Annotated in this window: 16 protein-coding genes, 1 tRNA gene and 1 pseudogene; 11 read left to right on the forward strand and 7 right to left on the reverse strand. The window is 33.9% G+C overall.

Annotation, left to right across the window (positions count from 1 at the left end; translation table 11 throughout):
- Positions 1 to 27: 27 nt before the first annotated feature.
- Complete coding sequence (locus IPM51_09460; GenBank protein ID MBK9284531.1) at positions 28 to 687, forward strand: metal-dependent transcriptional regulator; 660 nt, start codon at positions 28 to 30, stop codon at positions 685 to 687.
- Between the two features lie 48 nt (positions 688 to 735).
- Positions 736 to 2,007 (forward strand): OmpA family protein, encoded by a 1,272-nt coding sequence (locus IPM51_09465; protein ID MBK9284532.1) that lies wholly within the window; start codon positions 736 to 738, stop codon positions 2,005 to 2,007.
- Positions 2,008 to 2,046: 39 nt separating this feature from the next.
- On the opposite strand, the gene IPM51_09470 is transcribed toward IPM51_09465, so the two are convergent.
- The 3 genes and pseudogenes from IPM51_09470 to IPM51_09480 form a co-directional block, all read right to left on the reverse strand.
- Positions 2,047 to 3,399 (reverse strand): DUF389 domain-containing protein, encoded by a 1,353-nt coding sequence (locus IPM51_09470; GenBank protein MBK9284533.1) that lies wholly within the window; start codon positions 3,397 to 3,399, stop codon positions 2,047 to 2,049.
- A gap of 91 nt (positions 3,400 to 3,490) precedes the next feature.
- Positions 3,491 to 4,784 (reverse strand): annotated as a pseudogene (locus IPM51_09475) (aminotransferase class I/II-fold pyridoxal phosphate-dependent enzyme).
- Between the two features lie 58 nt (positions 4,785 to 4,842).
- On the reverse strand, positions 4,843 to 6,177 hold the full coding sequence (locus IPM51_09480) for a lysine 2,3-aminomutase (GenBank protein ID MBK9284534.1): 1,335 nt from the start codon (positions 6,175 to 6,177) through the stop codon (positions 4,843 to 4,845).
- Between the two features lie 185 nt (positions 6,178 to 6,362).
- Here IPM51_09480 and IPM51_09485 point away from each other — a divergent pair, with 185 nt between their 5' ends.
- The 3 genes from IPM51_09485 (at position 6,363) to IPM51_09495 (ending at position 9,846) form a co-directional block, all read left to right on the forward strand.
- Positions 6,363 to 7,052, forward strand: coding sequence for a Crp/Fnr family transcriptional regulator (locus IPM51_09485; protein MBK9284535.1), 690 nt, complete (start codon positions 6,363 to 6,365; stop codon positions 7,050 to 7,052).
- 39 nt (positions 7,053 to 7,091) lie between these two features.
- Entirely contained in the window at positions 7,092 to 8,318 is a 1,227-nt protein-coding gene (locus IPM51_09490; GenBank protein MBK9284536.1) for a sodium:proton antiporter, read from the forward strand.
- 85 nt (positions 8,319 to 8,403) lie between these two features.
- Positions 8,404 to 9,846: a tetratricopeptide repeat protein gene (locus tag IPM51_09495; protein MBK9284537.1), complete on the forward strand. Its 1,443-nt coding sequence runs from the start codon at positions 8,404 to 8,406 to the stop codon at positions 9,844 to 9,846.
- A gap of 194 nt (positions 9,847 to 10,040) precedes the next feature.
- Here IPM51_09495 and IPM51_09500 read toward each other — a convergent pair.
- Positions 10,041 to 10,113 (reverse strand) — tRNA-Phe (locus IPM51_09500).
- Positions 10,114 to 10,366: 253 nt separating this feature from the next.
- Between IPM51_09500 and IPM51_09505 the strand changes: the two genes are divergently transcribed.
- Genes IPM51_09505 through IPM51_09520 form a run of 4 tightly spaced genes read left to right on the forward strand, consistent with a single transcriptional unit; the run spans position 10,367 to position 13,310 of the window.
- Positions 10,367 to 11,083 carry a type III pantothenate kinase gene (locus IPM51_09505; protein MBK9284538.1) on the forward strand — a complete coding sequence of 239 codons (717 nt, stop codon included), beginning with the start codon at positions 10,367 to 10,369 and terminating at the stop codon, positions 11,081 to 11,083.
- Positions 11,073 to 12,509 (forward strand): hypothetical protein, encoded by a 1,437-nt coding sequence (locus tag IPM51_09510; protein ID MBK9284539.1) that lies wholly within the window; start codon positions 11,073 to 11,075, stop codon positions 12,507 to 12,509. Before IPM51_09505 ends, IPM51_09510 begins: the two co-directional genes overlap by 11 nt.
- Positions 12,510 to 12,523: 14 nt before the next feature.
- The gene (lptC, locus tag IPM51_09515) at positions 12,524 to 13,081 is read left to right on the forward strand and encodes an LPS export ABC transporter periplasmic protein LptC (GenBank protein MBK9284540.1); all 558 of its coding nucleotides are present in this window, start codon (positions 12,524 to 12,526) and stop codon (positions 13,079 to 13,081) included.
- Entirely contained in the window at positions 13,071 to 13,310 is a 240-nt protein-coding gene (locus tag IPM51_09520; GenBank protein MBK9284541.1) for a hypothetical protein, read from the forward strand. Before lptC ends, IPM51_09520 begins: the two co-directional genes overlap by 11 nt.
- A gap of 30 nt (positions 13,311 to 13,340) precedes the next feature.
- Here the strand turns inward: IPM51_09520 and IPM51_09525 are convergent, their stop codons facing one another.
- The gene (locus IPM51_09525; protein MBK9284542.1) at positions 13,341 to 15,212 is read right to left on the reverse strand and encodes a von Willebrand factor type A domain-containing protein; all 1,872 of its coding nucleotides are present in this window, start codon (positions 15,210 to 15,212) and stop codon (positions 13,341 to 13,343) included.
- A 407-nt stretch (positions 15,213 to 15,619) separates the two neighbouring features.
- On the opposite strand from IPM51_09525, the gene IPM51_09530 reads away from it, so the two are divergent.
- Positions 15,620 to 18,334 (forward strand): PD40 domain-containing protein, encoded by a 2,715-nt coding sequence (locus IPM51_09530; protein ID MBK9284543.1) that lies wholly within the window; start codon positions 15,620 to 15,622, stop codon positions 18,332 to 18,334.
- Entirely contained in the window at positions 18,288 to 18,575 is a 288-nt protein-coding gene (locus tag IPM51_09535) for a PD40 domain-containing protein (GenBank protein ID MBK9284544.1), read from the forward strand. The genes IPM51_09530 and IPM51_09535 overlap by 47 nt, the downstream gene beginning before the upstream one ends.
- A gap of 3 nt (positions 18,576 to 18,578) precedes the next feature.
- Here IPM51_09535 and IPM51_09540 read toward each other — a convergent pair whose 3' ends face one another.
- Both IPM51_09540 and IPM51_09545 read right to left on the reverse strand, forming a co-directional pair.
- Positions 18,579 to 18,977, reverse strand: a complete 399-nt coding sequence (locus IPM51_09540) for a hypothetical protein (protein MBK9284545.1) — start codon at positions 18,975 to 18,977, stop codon at positions 18,579 to 18,581.
- A gap of 68 nt (positions 18,978 to 19,045) precedes the next feature.
- Complete coding sequence (locus tag IPM51_09545; GenBank protein MBK9284546.1) at positions 19,046 to 21,085, reverse strand: T9SS type A sorting domain-containing protein; 2,040 nt, start codon at positions 21,083 to 21,085, stop codon at positions 19,046 to 19,048.
- Positions 21,086 to 21,250: the final 165 nt, after the last annotated feature.

A 21,250-nucleotide genomic window follows, 5' to 3' on the forward strand; every position in this document is an offset into this window, starting at 1 on the left:
AATTTTGGTATACCTAAAAATTATTTTATGAGATCAGAAACTATAGAAAATTATCTCAAAACTATTTACAATTTAACGGGTGGCAGTTCGCAAGTGGTAAGTAATCAGCAGTTAGCGGCTAAACTGGGAATAAATCCGGCTTCGGTAACTGAATCACTAAAAAAATTACATGAATTAAAATATGTGATATATGAAAAGTCTTATGGCACTCGTTTAACTGCTTCCGGGGCTAAATTAGCAGTGGGTATTGTAAGGAGGCATAGGATTTGGGAAACTTATTTGCATAATGTATTGGGATTTGGTTGGGAGGAGGTGCATGAAATTGCGGAAGAATTGGAACATGTAAGTAATGATAAATTAATTCAAAAATTGGCTAATATATTAGGTAATCCCGGATTTGATCCGCACGGAGACCCTATACCGGATGAGAAAGGAAAAGTTAAGCGTACTAAATTTATTCCCTTATCACAAGCTAAAGCCGGAAAGAAATACATTGTGAGAGCCGTGTCGGATCATTCTACCTTATTTTTAAATTATTTAAAAAAGCATGGTTTAATAATTGGAGCTGAATTTGATGTAAGTTTTTTGGAAGATTATGACGGATCTATGTTAATTATGAATAAGAAAAAGGAAATTGTAATTTCCGCCTCTGCAGCTGATAGCATTATTGTTTCAGAAAAGGGATAGTTGAATTTTATTCACTTCTAAATTGTATATTTGATTGAGTTAAAAAAAATGAAAATAATTATTTATTGTCAATTATTCGTTCTCCTTGCCTGTTTAAGCTTTGGGCAAACTAATCTGAAAAGCGAAAGATTAAAGCTAGGAGATGTGGCAAAAGAAACTATTCAGTATACCGATTCGTGGAATACACCTCAGGTAACACAAGTACCGGCCTTATATCATGTTTTATTTTATCGATTTAAGGATACGCTTGGTTATTCCGATAATGCAGATAGTATTGCGGGATTGGAAAAGATAATCAGTGAACTCGAGCTTGAGTTAGCCAAAGCCCCCGGATTTAAAGGTTTGCATACCGAGTGTCATGCGCACGTGAATAGTTTTACGGAAATTTCAGATGTTCAAAAAGAAATTGATCAGAAACGAAAGGAAAGTTATGAAAATTCAAAAGTTACTCATGGTTGGTCGTTTATGATTATGGACGAAAAGAAAATAAAATCAAATAGTGTTATCCATGCTTCAAAAATTGTTTTGGTGAGTCCGAAAGGAAGAATTTTATATACCGGATATATTGGGGGTTTAAATAAAGAGTCCATTTCAAAAATTAAAGTTATTCGAGGTAAGTTGCTCACGATGAAAGATGGGAGTAAAACAGCATTGGATAAGGCATATATTTCGATAATTAAGCATGATAAAACGAAGGTAGACGAAGCTTATACTAACAAAGATGGAGAATTTGAACTGGATTTACCTGAAAATATTGCGTACACATTAACAGCTCGGCCAACGTCCACTGCAGTTGATAATATTATTTTAGCTACACAAACCGGATTAGAACTTTCAAAATTTAAACGGACTAAAAATGGTTTTGAATTTCCTTTATTAAAAGCGGATATTTCAAAACTAACTAACTTAATAGAGGATGATGATTTAAGTTTGACCATTACTAAATTATCGAAGTCGAATACTAAAAATTTGATAGTTACGGAGAGTATAGAATATGCTTCCGGTCAATTTAATTTGGATGAGTCTTCCACAAAAATTATTGATAAAGTAATTGAAGTATTAATTACAAATAATCAGCTAAAGCTTGAAGTTATTTCACACACCGACGCACAGGGAGATGATGCAGCAAATTTACAATTGTCTAAGAAACGTTCGGAGACTGTAATTGATTATATTAAAAGCAAAGGAATTAAAGCTGAACGTTTAACGGCAACAGGAAAAGGAGAGAAAGAAATCAGGAACAGATGTGTAAACGGTGTAATTTGTTCCGCAAAGGAACATGCCTATAACAGGAGAACAGAGTTTCATTTTATTAAGTAAGCAGCCTTAAATTTTTAAAAAATAGGGGCAGGAAAAGTTTTACTCCTGTATAATTTTCACGTTGTATACATCAAATTTGATGATTAACCAATCCTTTAATTTATCTAAATCTTTTTGATTTAAATAGGATTTGGATTTTTTAATATAGACCAGAAGTGTAGAGTAAGCCGAATCTTGTAAGTGATTAGTTGACTTTTCAATAATTAATTCGTAAGGTTTACCGTACAAAGCATAAAATTCTTGAATGGTGTTTTCTTTTTGGGTATTAAAGTCAACTTGTGCTTCTATTTGTTTTTTTAATTCTGATATTTCATCATTTTTCATTCTGAGTAATTCTTCTTGTTTTAAAAACATATCTTCAATAATTCCTTCTTTTAATTCATTCAGGTCAGGTTTATTATTATCTGATGTAATACTGTTTTTTAAAATTAAAACGGCTGCACTTAAGCCGTACTTGTTTTTTGTTAGATTTATTTGATTAGATAAGGAGTCAGAAATGTTATCTCCTATTAAGGTAACTACAATTTCTTTTTTATCCGGATTAATTTTTTTATTGAGAATGGTGTAATTCAAGGGAGCTATTTCTTCATTTATTAGTTGATTGGCATTTTGAATAAATATTTCATTATTAACAAAGGTGTAAGCTAAAAACAGACTTGGAAGAATCATCAATGCCGCTATAGTGCCAATCCATTTTTTAATTTTATCTGAAGTTTGTGGATTTACATAAGTTACCGGATGAAATTTCAAAAACCGCACCATTAAAAAAGTTGCTATACTTATAAAAACGCTATTAATAAGGTATAAATAAAATGCACCAAGGAAAAAAGAGAATTGACCGGTGGCAATTCCGTAACCGGCCGTACAAAGTGGAGGCATGAGCGCAGTTGCAATAGCTACACCGGGAATTACATTATTATATTTTTTTCTAGAGCTGGCCACAATACCGGCTAATCCTCCAAAAAAGGCAATAAGAACATCATAAATAGTTGGAGTTGTCCGTGCTACTAATTCAGATTGCGCGATATTTAGTGGAGAAATTAAAAAGTATAAGTAAGATGTAACTAATCCAATTAAGGTTGCGATTATCAAATTCTTTGCAGCTTTTCGAATTAAATTAATATCAAAAATTCCAGCGCCTAATCCCATGCCCATAATTGGTCCCATTAAAGGTGATATTAACATGGCGCCTATAATTACAGCTGTAGAATTTACATTTAAACCAATGGAAGCAATTAATATGGCAAAAATCAAAGTCCATAAATTAATCCCTTTAAATTCTGTACTTTTTTTGATGTTTTCAATTACATCATCTTCAGACGCTTTATCTTCATCTAAATTAAATCGATACCTAATAATATATTTGATAGATTGAAAAATGCGATTATTCATAAATATTGATTAATCAAATATAGGTTTTAATTCAATAATGAATCGAAGGGATTATATGCTTTTTTGAGTATTATTTTTGTTGAATACTTAATTAGCTTTTAATCCAATTTGCAATTTTTTGAGTACCGGCTATTACGTTTTCGCAGTATTTTTCTGAAAAATTTTCAGGTAATTCTTCATGTAGCGGTATATTTTTGCTACCCGAAAGGGCTCGGGCACCATCAAAATCAACATAAGCCATTCGGGCAGTTAATTCATTTTTTGGCCGATTAAAAGCTGTACCAGGCAATAGTGCAACTCCTTCTTCTTCCAGTAATCGTTTACAAAGGTCTTCAGCATTGCTAATATTTTTTCGGGTTAAATCTGCTTTTACACTGCCAAAGTCGGGGAATAAATAAAATCCACCGATTGGAAAGTGTACTTTAATACCAACACTTCTTAAAATTTGGGTGCATTGCCTTCCTAATTGCGCCAATATTCTTCTTACATGCCATAAATAATCTTCAATAGAGTTATCTCCTCTAAAGGCTTGAATTGCGGCATATTGAATAGGTGCGCTTACTGATGTGTAAGTTTCACTGGCCACAATGGCCATTGCATCCATTAACCAAATTAAATTTTCCGGGAAAGAAAATGTGCCTAGTCTCCAACCTCCTGCTCCGCACCATTTGGAAAGTCCGGAACTAACTATAGTTCCTTCCGGATAAAATCTTGCTATAGAAATATGATTTCCCTTGTGATGTATTTGTCCGTAAATTTCATCTGATAGAATGAGCAAATTGTATTGCCGTGCTACTTTTGCCAATTCAATCAAATTTTCTTCACTATACGTCATTCCATCCGGATTACCGGGATAATTTAAAATCAATAATTTCGGTTTGTCGTTTTCGAGACAAATATTCCTTAGTACTTCCGGTTTTATATTCCATAAATCATTAAACTCTGATGGAATTATTCTAATTTTTTTCTCTAAAATTCTGGCTTGGGGTAAATAGGAAACCCAACTTGGACTCGGAATTATGATTTCGCCATTAAAAACCAATTGAATTAGAAACAGCAGTTCTTTTGAACCCGGACCAATCATAACGTTTTGCGGTTGAAAGTTCACCATGTCTTTTAAGATGAAATTCAGCCACGGCATTTTGCAAAGCAGGTAAACCTTTTACCGGTAAATAATCTTTTTGAGGCGCATATAAACGCAATGCATTTACAACCACATCGGGTACAGGAAATGGAGATTGGCCTAAGCCAAATCTGTAAATTTTTTTTCCTTCAGCTATTAATTTTTTACTCAATTCATTTATAGCAAGCGTGTCGGATATTTTAAGTCCGGCAATACTGGGATGAATTGCTTTTTCAAATTGCGGCTTTTCATTTTCCTTCATGAGCATAGCAGTAATTTATTTTTGGAAATTAATATTCTTAGTTGTGAAATGAAAATGTTTATTCAAATCTTTCTTCATGATCATTAACATGTTCATGATATTTTTTTTCAAGCTCATCTTCAAAGAAAAACTTCTCCTCTCCAAATGCGGGTTTCAGGTCATCTAGCCAAATGGCATCCGGATTGTATTTGGCAAAGAACGGTTTAGCAACCCAATCCGGATTTCGTCCCTGAAGCATTCTAAGTGCAATCACTTTTTCCCCTTTAATTTCAGTTACTCCCAGAATTTGAACTTTGCCCGGCGTGCACGACATGCTTGGCCCTCTAACAGTGCGGCAAACACCACTCACTTTTTGATAAGCGTTTCTGAATATTTCCCACGCTTTTTCTAGCGTGATGGCGAAATATTCCTGCGCACCGGTGTCTCTGGGTATAAACATGTAATAGGGAATCATGTTTAAATTAACTTGTTTTCGCCACATATCAGCCCATATTTCTGGTGAATCATTAATGTGTTTTAAAATCGGTGATTGCGTTCTGATTTGTACACCTACACTTCTTAATTTCTTAACGGCTTCAATTACTGCCGGAGTTTCTAATTCAACGGGATGAGAAAAATGCGCCATAATACTTAAATTAATGCCTTTCTTGATTACCGATTCAAATAAGTTAAGCATATCCTGCGCATCGTCATCGCTTGTAAATTTGTAAGGCCAATAACCAAGCGCTTTAGTGCCGATTCTGATAGTTTGTAAATTAGGTATATCGGCATCCAACAGGGGCTGAATGTATGTGGCAAAAATTTTTGTTTTCATAATCATAGGGTCACCACCGGTAAATAAAATATCGGTAACTTCTGGATTTTGTAAAAGGTATTCTTTTAATAAATCTCCCTCCTTCATGGCAAATTTGAGTTCATCCATTCCAACAAATTGCGGCCATCGAAAACAGAAGGTACAATAAGCATGACAAGTTTGTCCCTGACTTGGAAAAAAGAGTACTGTTTCACGGTACTTATGTTGCATACCGTTTAATTTTTCTCCATTAATGGTAGGTACATTATGTTCTAATTGCCCGGCCGGGTGTGGATTTAATTCAATTCGGATTTCATTCGCTGTAGCTTTTATCACATCTTTACTAGCTCCGCTATCTAAAACTTTTTTCATTTTAGCATAATGTTTTTCATTCAGCATTCCTTTTTGCGGAAAAGTAAGTTTAAACATGGGGTCGTTATCAAGATCATCCCAATTGATCAATTCATCAACTACATAATTATTGGTTTTAAAGGGAAGTACATGACCAACAACTTCAATAGCCTCAATTTGTTCTGCTGTTAATTTTGAAATTTGGACAATTTTTTTATAATTATTTAGCGCATAAGATTGAATTTTCATAGTAAAAAGTAGATTTGGTTAACAATTGAATTTATTTTAGAAAAAAACCTGTTAACGTTGTTAAAGTTAACAGGTTCATATAAACCAAAATAAAAACTTAATTAGGCCTAAGGTATTCAATTTCAAACAAAAAAAAATTGACAATTATCAATTCCGAATAATTTTGTAAATTCAGCAAGTGCAATATGTTTCAAATCGATAAATATCACCTTAAATCTTCGCAACTATTCAATGCATTAACTGATAAAGAATTGAAGGCACTGAAGGAAAAGCAGCTAATAAAGGATTATGCAAAGGGGGAAATTATTTTCAAAGAAAAGAGTAATCCAAAAGGAATTTACTTTGTACTGAAAGGAAAAGTGAAGATTTTTCAAACTAACCAAGAAGCCAAACAGAGTATAGTTTATATTTATAAAAAGAATGATGTGTTTGGTTATCGTCCTATTTTAGCCGGTGAGCAACATCCCGTAGGTGCTATGGCACTTGAAAAGGCAGAAGTTGCATACATTCCCAAAGAACACTTCTTGTTGTTATTAGATCAATCCAATATTTTGGCTCAAAATTTAGTTCTCTTATTAGCCGAAGAATTTTCGGTTTGGGTGAATCGCATGACCATTTTCTCTCAATGTAGTGTCAAAGAACGAATGGCTTTAACCTTGTTGATTTTGGAAAAGGTTTTTCAAACCGATTTGAAGCAAAAGAAAACGGTTATCAATTTTAACCGGGATGATTTTGCAGCGTACGTGGGAACAGCCAAAGAAAATTTGGTTAGAACTTTACGTGTATTTAAAGATGAGAAGTTGATTTCAACTAAAGGTTCCAAAATAATTATTTTGAATAGAGTTAAATTGGAAGAAATGATAAAACATATTTAATTTAAACAGAATCCTTTAAATGTATTAGCTTTGTGAACCATGCTTGATTTATTCGCTATAATAGTTTCCATTTCAGCAGTTTTCGGATTTATAAATCACAAATATTTAAAATTGCCTACAACCATAGGTGTTATGCTTATAAGTGTTTTAATAGGTGTTTTATTTAAAATAGCCGGTGCAATCCAAGATGACTTTATGTCTCCTATGAACCATTTTCTTCAGGATTTTGATTTTAGTTCATTTGTATTAGATTTTGTGCTATGTTTTTTACTTTTTGCAGGCTCGCTTCATGTAAATTTTGTACAGTTGCGAGGGGCAAGAGGTTCAATAATTTCTTATGCCACTATTGGTGTTTTAATTTCAACTTTATTAATCGGAACAGTTACATATTACGTTGTTCAATTATTTGGATATGATATCAGCTTTATTGTTTGTCTTTTGTTTGGCGCACTTATTTCTCCCACTGATCCAATTGCAGTAATCGGAATTTTATCAAAATACAATGTCCCTCAAAAATTAAAAACAGAAATAATTGGAGAGTCTCTTTTTAATGATGGAGTTGGCGTGGTGGTGTTTACGGTTATTTATTCCTTATACACGGGCGGTGAGGAAAGTTTCACTGTAGGAAACGTACTTAAAGTTTTTTCCATTGAAGTTATAGGTGGAATTTTTATTGGCTTTACCATTGGATATATTGGCTACCGTTTAATGAAAGCCATTGATCATTATCAAACAGAGATATTAATTACATTGGCTGTGGTAACCGGTGGTTGGTCAATTGCAAACTTAATTCATGCTTCCGGACCTTTGGCAATGGTAGTTGCCGGTATATTAATTGGCAATAAGGGTAAAAAACATGCCATGTCGGATATAACGGCAGAATACGTGGATAAATTTTGGGAATTGATTGATGAAATTTGTAATACTATTTTATTTGTATTAATTGGTTTTGAAATATTTTTCGTTTCGTTTGAGTTAAAATATTTGGCTATTGGCGCCGTGTTAATTGTAGTTGCTTTAGTATCAAGATATATTTCTTTACTTCCTGCATTTTTTATTTTCAATCATCGCGAAAATAAAAAATCACTCAACTTGGGAATACTTACCTGGGGTGGTTTACGTGGGGGAATTTCAATCGCCTTAGCTTTATCCATGTTAAATAAAGTGGATGGTGGAAGTTTGTTTTTGGTTTGTACCTATTGCATCGTTTTGTTTTCAATTGTAGTGCAAGGTTTAAGTATTAAAAAGCTTTTGGCGAGATATTAAATTAGTTTGCAACGTGGACACACCCCAGTTTTACAACCTGTTAAAATTTAGATCTTTGAAATGCATACTCTGCTTGCTTCTACTTTTGAGTTCATTTGTTGTAAAATCACAGGATAATTCCGATCAAGTAAATGCAAGAATCGATTCTGTACGGAATTTGATCAGTAAGACTAAGTCGGATACGGTGTTGATCGACTTACAAATTCAATTGGCGAAATTAAGTTCAAATCAAAGGATTTCATTTTGGGACAGTTTACTGGCAAAAGCGGAGAACCTTCAGAATATTTCATTGCAATCTAAATTGACCGATAAAATAGGTCTTTTGTACTATCAGGTTTCTAACTTTCAAAAGGCCATGCAGTATTGGGTTCTGAATTTGAAGCTTAGTGAAAGAATTGGAGACCCAAATGAAATCTCAGAATCGTTGAATAATGTTGGCTATTTGTATTATTGCAGGGGAGACATTCCGAAGTGTTTGGATTATTACCATCGGAGTTTAAAGATCAAGGAAAAAATTGGCAATAGATATAGTGTTGCTGCTTCATTAAACAACATTGGTGCTGTTTACCTTCAACAACAGGATCTTGAGAATGCTTTAAAATACATGCTAAGATGTCTGGAAATTATTGAGGGATCAAATGAAAAAGGAAATATTGTTAGTGTGATGTTGAACTTAGCAAGCATTTACAAGGAAATGGGGGAATACAATAAATCATTGACTTATAATTATAAAAGTTTAAAACTTAGTGAAGAAATAAATGATGTTGATGGGATTGCGGTGTCCTTGAACAACCTGGGTACTGTTTACAGCTACAGAGGTTTAAATGATAGTGCAATGTATTTCTACAAACGGGGTCTTGAAATTAGAGAGAAGTTTAATGAAAAGTCAGGCACTGCTGCCTTATTGGATAACATTGGAATGATATACGAAGAACAGAATAAATTGGATCTGGCCTATGATTACGCAAAGCAAGGTCTTGACCTTGCAAGTGAATTGGGCCTCACCATACAGATCCGTAATTCGGCACGCACATTAAGAAAGATCTTTCATAAGAAAAAACAATACAAGGAAGAATTGGAAATGTATGAATTGGAAATTAAGATGCGAGATTCGTTGGACAATGAAAATAATAGAAGAGTTTCTTTAAGAAACCAATTAAAGTACGAATACGAGAAACAGGCAGCAGCAGATTCAGTAGCACATGCGAAAGAATCTGAAGTAAAAAATGCAGAACTGGCAAAACAAAATTCAGAAATAAAAGCTAAGAAAAATCAACAGTACGCGCTGTTCGGTGGGATGACTTTGGTGCTGATATTCGCCGGTTTCATGTTTAATAGGTTCAGGGTAACTCAAAATCAAAAAAGAGTAATTGAACATCAAAAAGAAATTGTGGAAATACAGAAGCAATTGGTAGAAGAAAAACAACAAGAAATTTTAGATTCTATTCATTATGCCCGAAGGATTCAAATGGCGCAAATTCCGAGCGAAAAGATAGTTTTCAATAAACTAGAGAAACTAAGAAAATAGTTATCTCAACTTTTATTCCCATTTTTTATTGATAAAACCAATTGTTGTGGGTTAAATATGTACTAATTATTGAAACAAAAAAACCCGTCTTAATGCGGGGGTTTTTGTTTTAGGTTTCCGTTTATGAAAGCAAGCTTTCAACGATTCTATCTAAAACAAAAAATCCGCTTATCGCGGACTTTTGCATTTATTCGTGGTACCTGCTGGAATCGAACCAGCGACACAAGGATTTTCAGTCCTTTGCTCTACCAACTGAGCTAAGGTACCAGCTCATTTATTTTTCTGTGACCTTGCTCTACCTCCGCCGCGGCGGATGAGCTAAGGTACCAGCTCATTTATTTTTCTGTGACCTTGCTCTACCTCCCGATAGTTCGCCGTGGCGAATCGGCATGAACTTGGTTAACAGTTCTCTCTAATTCAGAGGGTGCAAAATTACATATTTTATCCTTTCTGCAAAATAATTATAAAAAAAAGCTAAAGGCCTCAAACTGCGATATTATTCAATTATCTTAGACTTCTCGTGAAATTAGTATTAGATATTGGCAATACCTGCATAAAATATGCCCTATTTAACGGGAATGCGATGGTTGAACTTGGTAATTTCTCACATATTGATTTATTTCTGGATAAAAAAAAGCTTTTAGATAAGGTAACTTCTATTGTAGCAGCTTCAGTTACTACCCTCCATGAGATTATTCAAAGCAAATTAAGTCATATCCCTTTCCGGGTTTTTACACCAAGATCCGCAACACCTTTAATTAATAAATATGAAAGTCCGGATTCCTTAGGAACCGATCGTATTTTGGCATCGGTAGGCTCTTATCTTTTATATCCCAATACCAATGTGCTCACTATTGATGCGGGAACATGCATTAAATATAACTTTGTAAATCAACAAAACGAGTTTGTTGGAGGTGCTATTTCACCTGGTTTTCAAATGCGATTAAAGGCATTGCACGAGTACACTTCCGCATTGCCGCTTATAGCAGCAGATTTTAATTATGATAAATTAACAGGTACAAATACCCGGGATTCAATTTTATCCGGTGTGCTTACAGCCACGGCTTTAGAGGTAGAAGCAGTAATTACTCAGTATAAAATAAAGTATCCTGATTTGATTGTTGGATTAACCGGCGGCGATGCAGCATATTTGGGCAAACAACTGAAAAATCGTTTCTTTACCGAACCAAATTTAATTTTAAACGGACTAAACTCCATACAGTTTCATGATCGGTAAATATCGTGGTATATTTTTTCTAATTCTGATTACAAAAATTCTGTTTAGTCAGAATAATACATTTAGTCCATATTCAAGGTATGGTTTAGGAGAAATTAATCCCTCTACTTTTGCGCACAATGCAGGAATGGGAGGAGCACATATTGCCTTAAAGCCGGATTCGGTTATACCCCTTTTTATCAATGCAGGAAATCCTGCTGCTTATTCGCTGGTTCGCTTAACTACTTTGGAAGTGGGTGGAACTTTTTTTTATTCTGATTTCAGTAGTCAATCTTCTTCTTTAAAAAAATGGAGTACCAATTTTTCATATGCGTCGTTGGCTTTTCCGGTGGGAAATAAAGGTGGTTCTTGTTTAGGTATTGCGCCTTACAGTAATTTAGGTTATGATTTAGAATCCAAAACTGAAATAAGCGGAATTGGTGATGTCAAATATTTGTATCAAGGAAATGGTGGATTAAATAAAGCTTATTTAGGATATGGCGTGATGCCGTTTAGTGAACGTTTGATAAAATTCAGAACAAAAAATTTATATATAGCTGATTCCATGAAAAAATTATCACATGGCGCTTATCGGTTTAGGCAAGGTATAAACAAATTATTGAGCGATTTGAGTTTTGGTGTAAACGTAAATTATTTGTTTGGATCTTTGCAACAAACCTCTCGCGTGGTGTTTCCTAATACTTTATTATATAATAATACTTATTATGATCAAACAGTAAACATGGGTGATTTTACTGGTAATGCAGGAATGCAAATGGCATTCACCATTGATAGTGCCGGTAAAAAAGTAAATAGAAGAGCGTTAAAGGAAAAAGTAAAAATAACGGCCGGCGCCTTTTATGCGCTCAATAATACTATAAATGCAAGTTATAATAGTGCAGGATTTAATTACATATTGAATGGTTTTGGCGATGAAATTTTTAGAGATACTATTTTATATCAAGTAAATCAATCGGGTAAAATAACTTTGCCGGCAGAAATTGGTGTAGGTTTAGGGTTTAAAAAAGGAGAAAGAATAAATATAGTTGCAGATGCTGCAATCACACAATGGAGTGCATTTAAATATCTTAACTCAACTGATACGTATAAAGATAATTTACGGGCAGCGGTTGGTTTAAACTATGTGCCCGAAAAATATGCGGCGGGCAATGGTGCTTTTTGGAAGAGGATAAATTATAGGTTTGGTCTCAATTATCAAAGCGGATTTATACAATTAGCAAATGGTGGTTTAATTAATTCGTATGCTATTAATGCGGGTGTAGGCTTACCGGTTGGTATTGGCCGATTAAACTCTATGGTGAATATAAGCGGATCATATGGCCAAACGGGACCAAGCTCGGGATCCGGGACTAAAGAAAATTTTTGGCGCGTAACTTTTGGATTTAATTTTTCTGACCGATGGTTTCAGAAATTCAGATACGATTGATCTGATAAAAAATAATGAGGTATACATTCATAATTTTTAGCACTTTGTTTTGTTCACTTCTGATTATGTCATGCACCAATGATATGAAGCAGGTAATGAATCTCCCTACTATTCAAAAAAGACCCTCTCAAATCGGAGACAGCGTTACTATGTTATATACCGATAGTGCCTTGTTGAAAGTGGTTGTTAAAGCCAATCGCATGTTAGTTTTTGATAAAGAAGTAAGCGAACCCTTTACTGTATTAACGAATGGTTTATTTGTTACATTTTATGATGATGAAGAAAAGATTTCAAGCACATTAAAAGCCAGATATGGAGTACGATTTGATCATAGTAAACGCATGGAAGCCAAGTATGGCGTGGAGGTGATTAATAGAGATGGCAATAAGTTAGAGACTGAAAAATTGATTTGGGATGAACCCAAAAAATTAATCTATACGGATGCTCATGTTAAAATTACTACAGAAAAAGAAATTATAACAGGCAAAGGATTAGAAAGCAATCAGGATTTTACAAAGTATAGTTTAAAAGAAATTACCGGAATTTTAAAAATTAAAAACAATGAGCTCTGATATTAAAAATAATTTATTCATTATTATTGAACGCATGTGGCTTGTTGGGGCGGCATTAGGCGTTTTAATTACAGTTTACTTTTTAATTGTAGGAGATAATGATAGTGCCTTATTCTTTTTCGCATTTTTTATTTTATCATCGGTTCTTTATCTAGCTCGAAAAAGTCAGCGTAAAAAACAGGAAGCTTATTTGAATCAGAAAAATCAAAATAATAAACCGAAGAATTAATCTGCGGTTTATTAAAATTTCGCATTCTATTTACTTTTTAGCCATCATTTCGGCCATTTCTACTAATCTGATGAATTCTGCGCGATAACCTTCTTCATCTTTTCCTTTTGCAGATTTGGCCAGTGCCAATACACTTTTGTAATCTGCCTGACCTTTAAATTTAGAATCACGTAATAACATTCCAAAGGCTGAAACTGCTGAAGCAAATTTGCAATTTTCGCTGGCGGAAGAGAATTTTTTTAATTGATCATCTACAACTTCAGTAATCAGTTTAGAATGTTCTTCATTTGGTTCTTTATATCGGAATTTAACGGTAAGTATTTCATTGCTGCTAATATTTGTTTTAGTTTGTATGACTTGATATTTAAGCGGGTCAATTGAAGCTGTTTCTTCAGTTGATCCAGCCGGAATAATTTCATACAAAGCGGTTACGGTGTGCCCTGCTCCTAATTCACCGGCATCTTTCTTATCATCATTAAAATCTTCATTGGCTAAAACTCTGTTTTCATATCCTACCAATCGATATGCTTTTACTTTAGCCGGGTTAAATTCAATTTGAATTTTTACGTCTTTGGCAATGGTTACCAAAGTACCACCCATTTCATTTACCAATACTTTTTTAGCTTCCATGATATTATCTATATAGGCATAATTACCATTACCTTTATCTGCTAATTGTTCCATTTTAGCATCTTTGTAATTTCCGGTCCCGAATCCAAGTACGGTTAAATAAACTCCCGATTCTCTCTTTTCTTCTATTAACCGTACCATTTCTCCATCACTTCTTGCGCCAATATTAAAATCTCCATCAGTTGCAAGTATCACTCTGTTGTTTCCGCCTTTAATAAAATTTTCTTTAGCCACGTTGTAAGCTAATTTTATACCTGCGCCCCCTGCTGTTGATCCACCGGCCTGCAATTCTTCAATTGCTGCCATAATTTTATCCTTTTCACTGCCTGAAGTAGAAGGCAGCACTAATCCGGCTGCACCGGCGTAAACAACAATTGAAATTCTATCTTGTGGTCGCATTTGCTCAACTAACAAACGAATTCCAGATTTTACTAAGGGTAATTTATTTGCCGTCATCATAGAACCGGATACATCCAGTAAAAAAACTAAATTATTGGCCGGCATGCTTGTGGTACTTATTTCTTTTCCCTGAATGCCAATATGCACAATGCGGTGTTCTTTATTCCATGCACACTCAGTATATTCAGTTTGAATAGAAAATGGAACCTTACCTTTTGGTTTTTTATAGCTGTAAGAAAAATAATTTATCATTTCCTCAATCCGAACAGCATCAGCGGGTGGTAACGAACCGTTGGTAATTAATCGCCTAACATTACTATAGGAAGCCCTGTCAACATCAATACTCATGGTTGAAAGAGGATTTTTATTTACTTCTTTAAACTCATTGTCTTGTATGTGTTTATATTCTTCGGTATTAAAATTACCGGCATCATATCCGGAAGGCATAGGGGAGTAGGCATAACTTTCAGCACATTTCATTCCATGATATCTGCCTCCTATTTTTTCACGTTCTGTTTTCTTATCCACTAAATCATGTACAGCTACATTTTCTAAAGCAATATCATTTAAAGTGGTAGAACTTGATGTAATACTTATTTTTTCAGTTTTATTTTCATAGGCCTTGTGACTTGATTTTATTACATATTTACCGAAAGGTGGAGTTTTAAAGCAATAGTCACCATTATTATTGGTATAAACAGTTTCAATTAAACTATCATTTCGAAATAATTGAACTTTGGCTTTGTGTAGTCCCTTGCCTGAATCACTTGTTTTTACATGTCCGCAGATATTTGCAATTTTAGATTTACTGCTGTTTTGACTATTTAATATTAGGGTCAAAAACATAAAGAGGCTTATTAATTGAGTTTTCATAACTAAAGGTTTTAATTTATTGTTTAGATGAGTAGCTTTACCACATTCCATAAATAAAACGGAATTATTTCTCAATATTCTGATTCAGAATGATTTTAACGGTGCTGTTTGAAGCTATGAATAAGGCGTAAGGGTCTGATTATTAACATTTTTAAACAAAGATGAATTTAACTTGGTATAGAATTTGTCATCCTATACGTATGGTGATGTTTTTTGAGATTAAGCATACACCATTAACCGACAGTATTTACTTCAGTAAATACTGGGATACGGGAAATAGGGTTCAACCCTCAAAAGCCATCTGTAAAAGATGGCTTTTTTCTTTTTATTCTTCAACATTTTTACACAAGATGTTAAGTGGGGGTCATTCGCATCAACATTTTTTTAATTTTGAACTCCTTTTAAAAATGAGATTTATTCTTCTAATATTCTTTTTGTTGTTTTTTTATACCGGACATGCTCAGTTTAAAGATACTGTAGGTAGAAATAAGCCCTTAGATACTTTAATGAAAAAGAAACCAAAGAAAGAAGTTAAAGAAGATAATTTTGCCTTAAGAAAACGCGAGCATGTGTTTTTTGTATCTAATCGACTATGCGACGATAATAAATTTGATATTTTTAAGGTGACACCTACGGATAAAGAACCGCCGGTAATAATTGTTCGCGGTAAATTTAGAGTTGAAGGTAATCCAAATATCAAAAAAGCCCGTATTATGATTTATAATGCCTCAAATGAACATTTAGTGGGCACTTTTAATACAAATGAATATACCGGAAATTACTTATTGGTTTTGGCGCCAAGTGTAAAATATATATTTAAAGTGGATATGAACAACTATCCGACTTTGAGTGAAGATGTTGAAGTTCCTTTAAAAATAGATTATGAGGTTTGTTATCAAGAACTAAATGTAAAAGTAAATGCTAAAAACAAAGCGAGTATTTCTGTGCATAGTTATTTTACCGATGAAAATGAGAAAGTATTTTACATGAAAGCCATGGTAGATACCAATCGCCACTTTTCAAACATGTACCAATTTTCAACACTGAATAATAAAGAGAAATTGCCGGCCGAAGAAATTCATTCTACGGTTGATGAGCTGGTTAAAAAGCAAATTGATATTGAAAGAAAAAAGCCCGAAGATGCATTTCGTTTTTTTAAGTTAGGCAAATATAATGAGGCATTACAAATCTATTCTCTTTTATTGAGAAATGATCCGGCCGATCCTTTTGTGAATTATTATTACGGTATTTGTAATTATAAATTAGGTACTAGTAAAACAAAAGCGGTAAGCTGTTTACAATTGGCAGCAGATTGCAAAGATGTTCCTTATAATGTTTTTTTGTATTTGGGATTAGCGAGCCATCAATCTTATCTATTTACTACAGCAATTCAAGCGTTTGAAAATTACAAGAAAAAAGCATCGCCTATTGAAATGAAAACGAACAACATTAATTTGTTAATCAAAAATTGTCAAAGTGGAGCAACACTTATTGACGAAAAAGTAAGTATTGAAGTTTTAAAACGAAGCGATATTAAAGAAAAGGAATATTTGAGTGCATACAATCCTGAAAACGTAAGTTCAGTACAGTATAAAACCGATTTTTTCAAATCTCAGATTGATAAGAAAAAATTGGCTAAACAACTGATAACAAATTTTCATAAGCGCGAATATATACATGTGAGTTATGGCCCACTGGAAAAAAACGGCTTGGATTTATTCGTGAATACGCCACTTCCTAATGGAAATTTATCGGGTGCAAAAACACTGGGTCCAATAATAAATACTGTAGAGGATGAAAATTACCCTTATTTAAGTCGGAACGGATTAACGCTTTATTTCTCTTCAAAAGGACATAATAGTATGGGTGGATATGATATTTTTAAATGTACGCGCCCGGATACTTTATCCGAATGGTCAAGTCCCATTAATTTGGGATATCCTATCAATTCTACTTACGATGATATTATGTATGTGCCCGATTCAACCGAACAATTTGCAGGCATGTGTACCAACCGTAAAAATGGTGAATTTGAATACATGCATTTAAAACTACCGAATAAAGAAAATACGTATTCAGTAGTAAAAGGGCAATTTGTAACCAACGATTCATTAGGGTTTCGAGATGCATTTATTTCTGTTTTCGATATCAACACCGGAGAACTGGCCGGAATTTATAAAACTAATCATGAAACCGGTTTTTATTTAATGATTTTGGTTTCCGGCAGAAAGTATGAACTTATGTTAGAGTATGAAGGATTGCCTGAATTTAGAACTGAATTTAATATTCCGGATAAAAAAGCTGAGTTTGAATTGAAGCAAATTATTCGATTAGTTCGAAAAGACAATAAAGATGATTTTAAAGTAAAAAATTATTTTACTGAATTTGAAGCTGAGCGGGCAGTTTTTGAGAAGTCTGTTGGAGTACCTGTAGTTAATACCGAAAAAGTGGAAAAGAAAGCCGGTACAAAGCGAACTCCCGAACAAATGAAATTAGATCAGGAAGATTTAAGTAAAGCGAAAACATTTTTTGATCAAGCCAATTTTAAAGAAGCCGCTCTTCTTTTTGAAAAAGTAGAATCCAGAGTAGATTTAGATCCCTTGAGTAATTATTACTACGGTGTGAGTTTATATAATTCCCATCAGGATAAAACATATTGTATTCCGATTTTATCGGGATTGCAGAGGGAAAAAAATATTCCGGAAGATTATATGTTGTTTCTGGCTAGGGCCAATTATTATAGTTACCGATTTAAAACAGCCATTGGATGTTATCAGCATTATTTAAATAATAATTCAATTGCTGAAGAATTGAAAAATGTTTTATTGCAGGAAATTGAGTATTGCCGAAACAGTATAGTGTTGGTCAATAATCCGCAAGTACTGGAGGTGTTTGAACGTAAACATGTGGATGTGCATGACTTTCATCGTTCATTATTGCATATTGAATCTGGTTCCAGGGTTTTAGTTTTAACAGATGATTTATCATCAAGTATAGATAAAAAGAAAAAGTTTAAATCCATGTTCTATATTTCGCCTGATAAAAATGTTTTACTTTATTGTAGTTATGGTGAAGATGAAACAAACAGTAAAGATATTTACATGCGAAAAAAAATTATCTAATGGTAGATGGAGTCCCGAGCCTGAAAAAATTGCAGCAATAGCAACAGATGCGGACGAAGAGTTTCCTTCCTTATCAACCGATGGACAAACGCTATACTTTTCTTCTAAAGGATTAGGTGGAATGGGTGGCTATGATATTTATAAAAGCGTTTGGGATGATAATTTACAAGTTTGGGGAAAACCTGTTAATATGGGATCTCCGGTGAATTCGCCCTATGATGATTTGTTTTATCTGGAATAGAAATTAAAAAAGGAAGAAAAAATACACTGCTACCCAAACGGAATCAACATTTTCATAATAACCAATTGTTTCATTTTTTTCTGTTGTAACAAGTCCGTTTTTAATTATTCCAATCGGTTTTTTTTCTTTATTTATTACTTCTCCTTTATCATTAATTGACCCGATAAATTCCTTTTTTTCGTTTTCGATACTGTTACCTGATTTGATATAACCTATAATAATTGAGGAAGCATTGGTAACCATACCGTCTGATTTGATCGCGCCTATTTTTTTCCCTGACTCATCTAATACTGTTCCGTCACTTTTTATCTCAGCTATAATCGCCAAATCGGCGCCCATTAAGGCTTGAGATTTTAAAACACTGCAAATGCAGATTCCAATTAATAAAATTAAATATTTCATAATAATAAATTTTTAAACAATAAGAATAACCAACACACGAATGTGGTTATTCCGGATGCTGAAAGCCTTTAGTATTCGCTTTTAATTAACTTTTGGGAATAAAATAATTCACCATTTATTTTTTTGAGCTTTAATAAATAAACACCCGTTTGTAATTGATTTGCGTTTAATTTATATTTAATTTCAGTTGAATTATTAGGCAATGATTTTTCTATTATTATTTTTCCTTGCAAATCGTATATTTCTACATTTACCGGCTCTGCAATATTTTTCTTAATGTGAATGGTTATTTCATTTGAAAATAATGTTTCAGCATAGATTTCCGATTCAATATTTTTGCTTTTTGAAATGCCGGATAACTGACAAACAGGCAACACGGATATAAATGGAACTTTATTAAATTCTGTTATGGTTACTTGTAAATTGTTGGATGGAGTAAATGTTTGTGTTAAAGTGATAGCCTGATTTCCTCCTGTAGCTTGCGCACCTCCTAATAATATGTTGTTTTGTGAAATGCTGATATATTTACCTTCGCCTAAGTTGGTAAAAACATTTACTGAGTTTGAACCCGGTGTAATACAATTATCGTGCGTGGCTGCAATGTTTGAAAATGATCGATTGCGAATCATGCAAGATGGGTCGCCAAACATGAGCCAAGTCTCCATTACTTCTTCTCCCTGTGCGGTGGGATACATATCCAACATATGCATTTGTCCGTTATAAAATAAACCTCCGGTAGTATATTTTTTATTTAAGTTATATTGATTGGAAAGGATGTCGCCAATTTCATCTTGGGTATCCATGGGTTCTGCCCAGGCCATTAATATGGTTGAACCACATGTGTTGATAGCTCCCGTTGGTCCGTTTTGATTTCTGGCTCTCATAAATGCTTCGCAAAAACAAGTGCCATTATGAAATGTACCATTATTGCAGGCAACTTGTAATGAGAAAGGATACTTACCGTTATTGGTTGAAGTATTGACGTTTGAAATATTGTAATTACTGGTTGCACAACCGTTTTGCGAACCGTGACCGCAATACATAAATAATGAGACCCCTGAATTTACAGTAGAGGAAACAGCACTTGCGCTTGGATTTCCGGGTGCATCGTTTCCGGCGTGTGTGCTATCATAAAATTCATGGAAAAAGGAATATCCGTCGGTTACCAGTTTATTTCCAATTTTTCGCAAATGTACCCAGTCGGCCTCATTCTCATCGCCAATGCCATAACCTTCATTTGAGCCAATGCCCAAAGCCTGAGTTAACCATTCGCCTCCTGTAGGGTTTTTTTCATATTCTAATGTTCGCTCAACCATAGTAGCAACATCACTATTTGTGCTGGCCGAAAATCGTCCCATCATTAATTCAGGGTAATGATCATTGCCGTTTAGTAATGCGTAATAAGTATCGCTCCATTTGGTTTCGGATCCGGCCGGACCTGCATTATAAGCGTTTATTTGCTGATGGTCGCCAACTAATAAAACATACAATAAATTAGGGTTCGCGTTATAATAATTTTGGATATACGTTTTTACAGCCGGGCCTGTAGTACCGGTTAAAGCTGTAGTAACCATATTTGTTTTAATGCCTTTTTGATTTTTCCAATCTACAAAGGGTTGCATTTCATTTGAAAAAGTTGGATGTGCTATGATTAACATTTCGCCATACTCACTTAATTGCGTATAGGCCATTTTCTCGGCACTATTGGTATTCCAATTGATAAAGCGGCTACTGAATATTTCTTTTTCATCAATGGAATTTGCCGATTTGGTATGAAGTGCGATTTTTTTTCCTTTAGCGTTAAGATAGCTGATTTTAAAAACCAGTTTAGAATAAATAACCGCTTCTCCGGTATATGAATTTACTTTAACCGGAAATACACTCAATGAAATTCCATTTTGACCTCTTAGGTTATACGCTTTATTAAATTCAATGGGCGTGTTTGGGTAGAATTTATTTTCAGTATAAATCTTTCCGAAAACGTAAGGTATTTGCGTTGGGTCAATGTTTCTTTTTAAACTGCCTTTACTTGGAGCAATTAGGAAATCGGAAAGGTTTTGTTCATCTGTGGATAGTATTTCAATTTTAGGAATACAATTTTCAGGCAATGCTAAGGATATAGATGATCGGAGCAACTGTGGAAACCCTTCATTCAGCACCGGTACTGTATGGCCCGACTTTAATTGATAATAGTGTTTATTATTAATGGTAACAGAATTTTTAATTATTTCATCCGAAGTATATTCAATCGTAACTGAATGATCATCTGACTG

The sequence above is a fragment of the Sphingobacteriaceae bacterium genome, from assembly GCA_016715905.1.
Taxonomy (GTDB): Bacteria; Bacteroidota; Bacteroidia; order B-17B0; family Aurantibacillaceae; genus Aurantibacillus.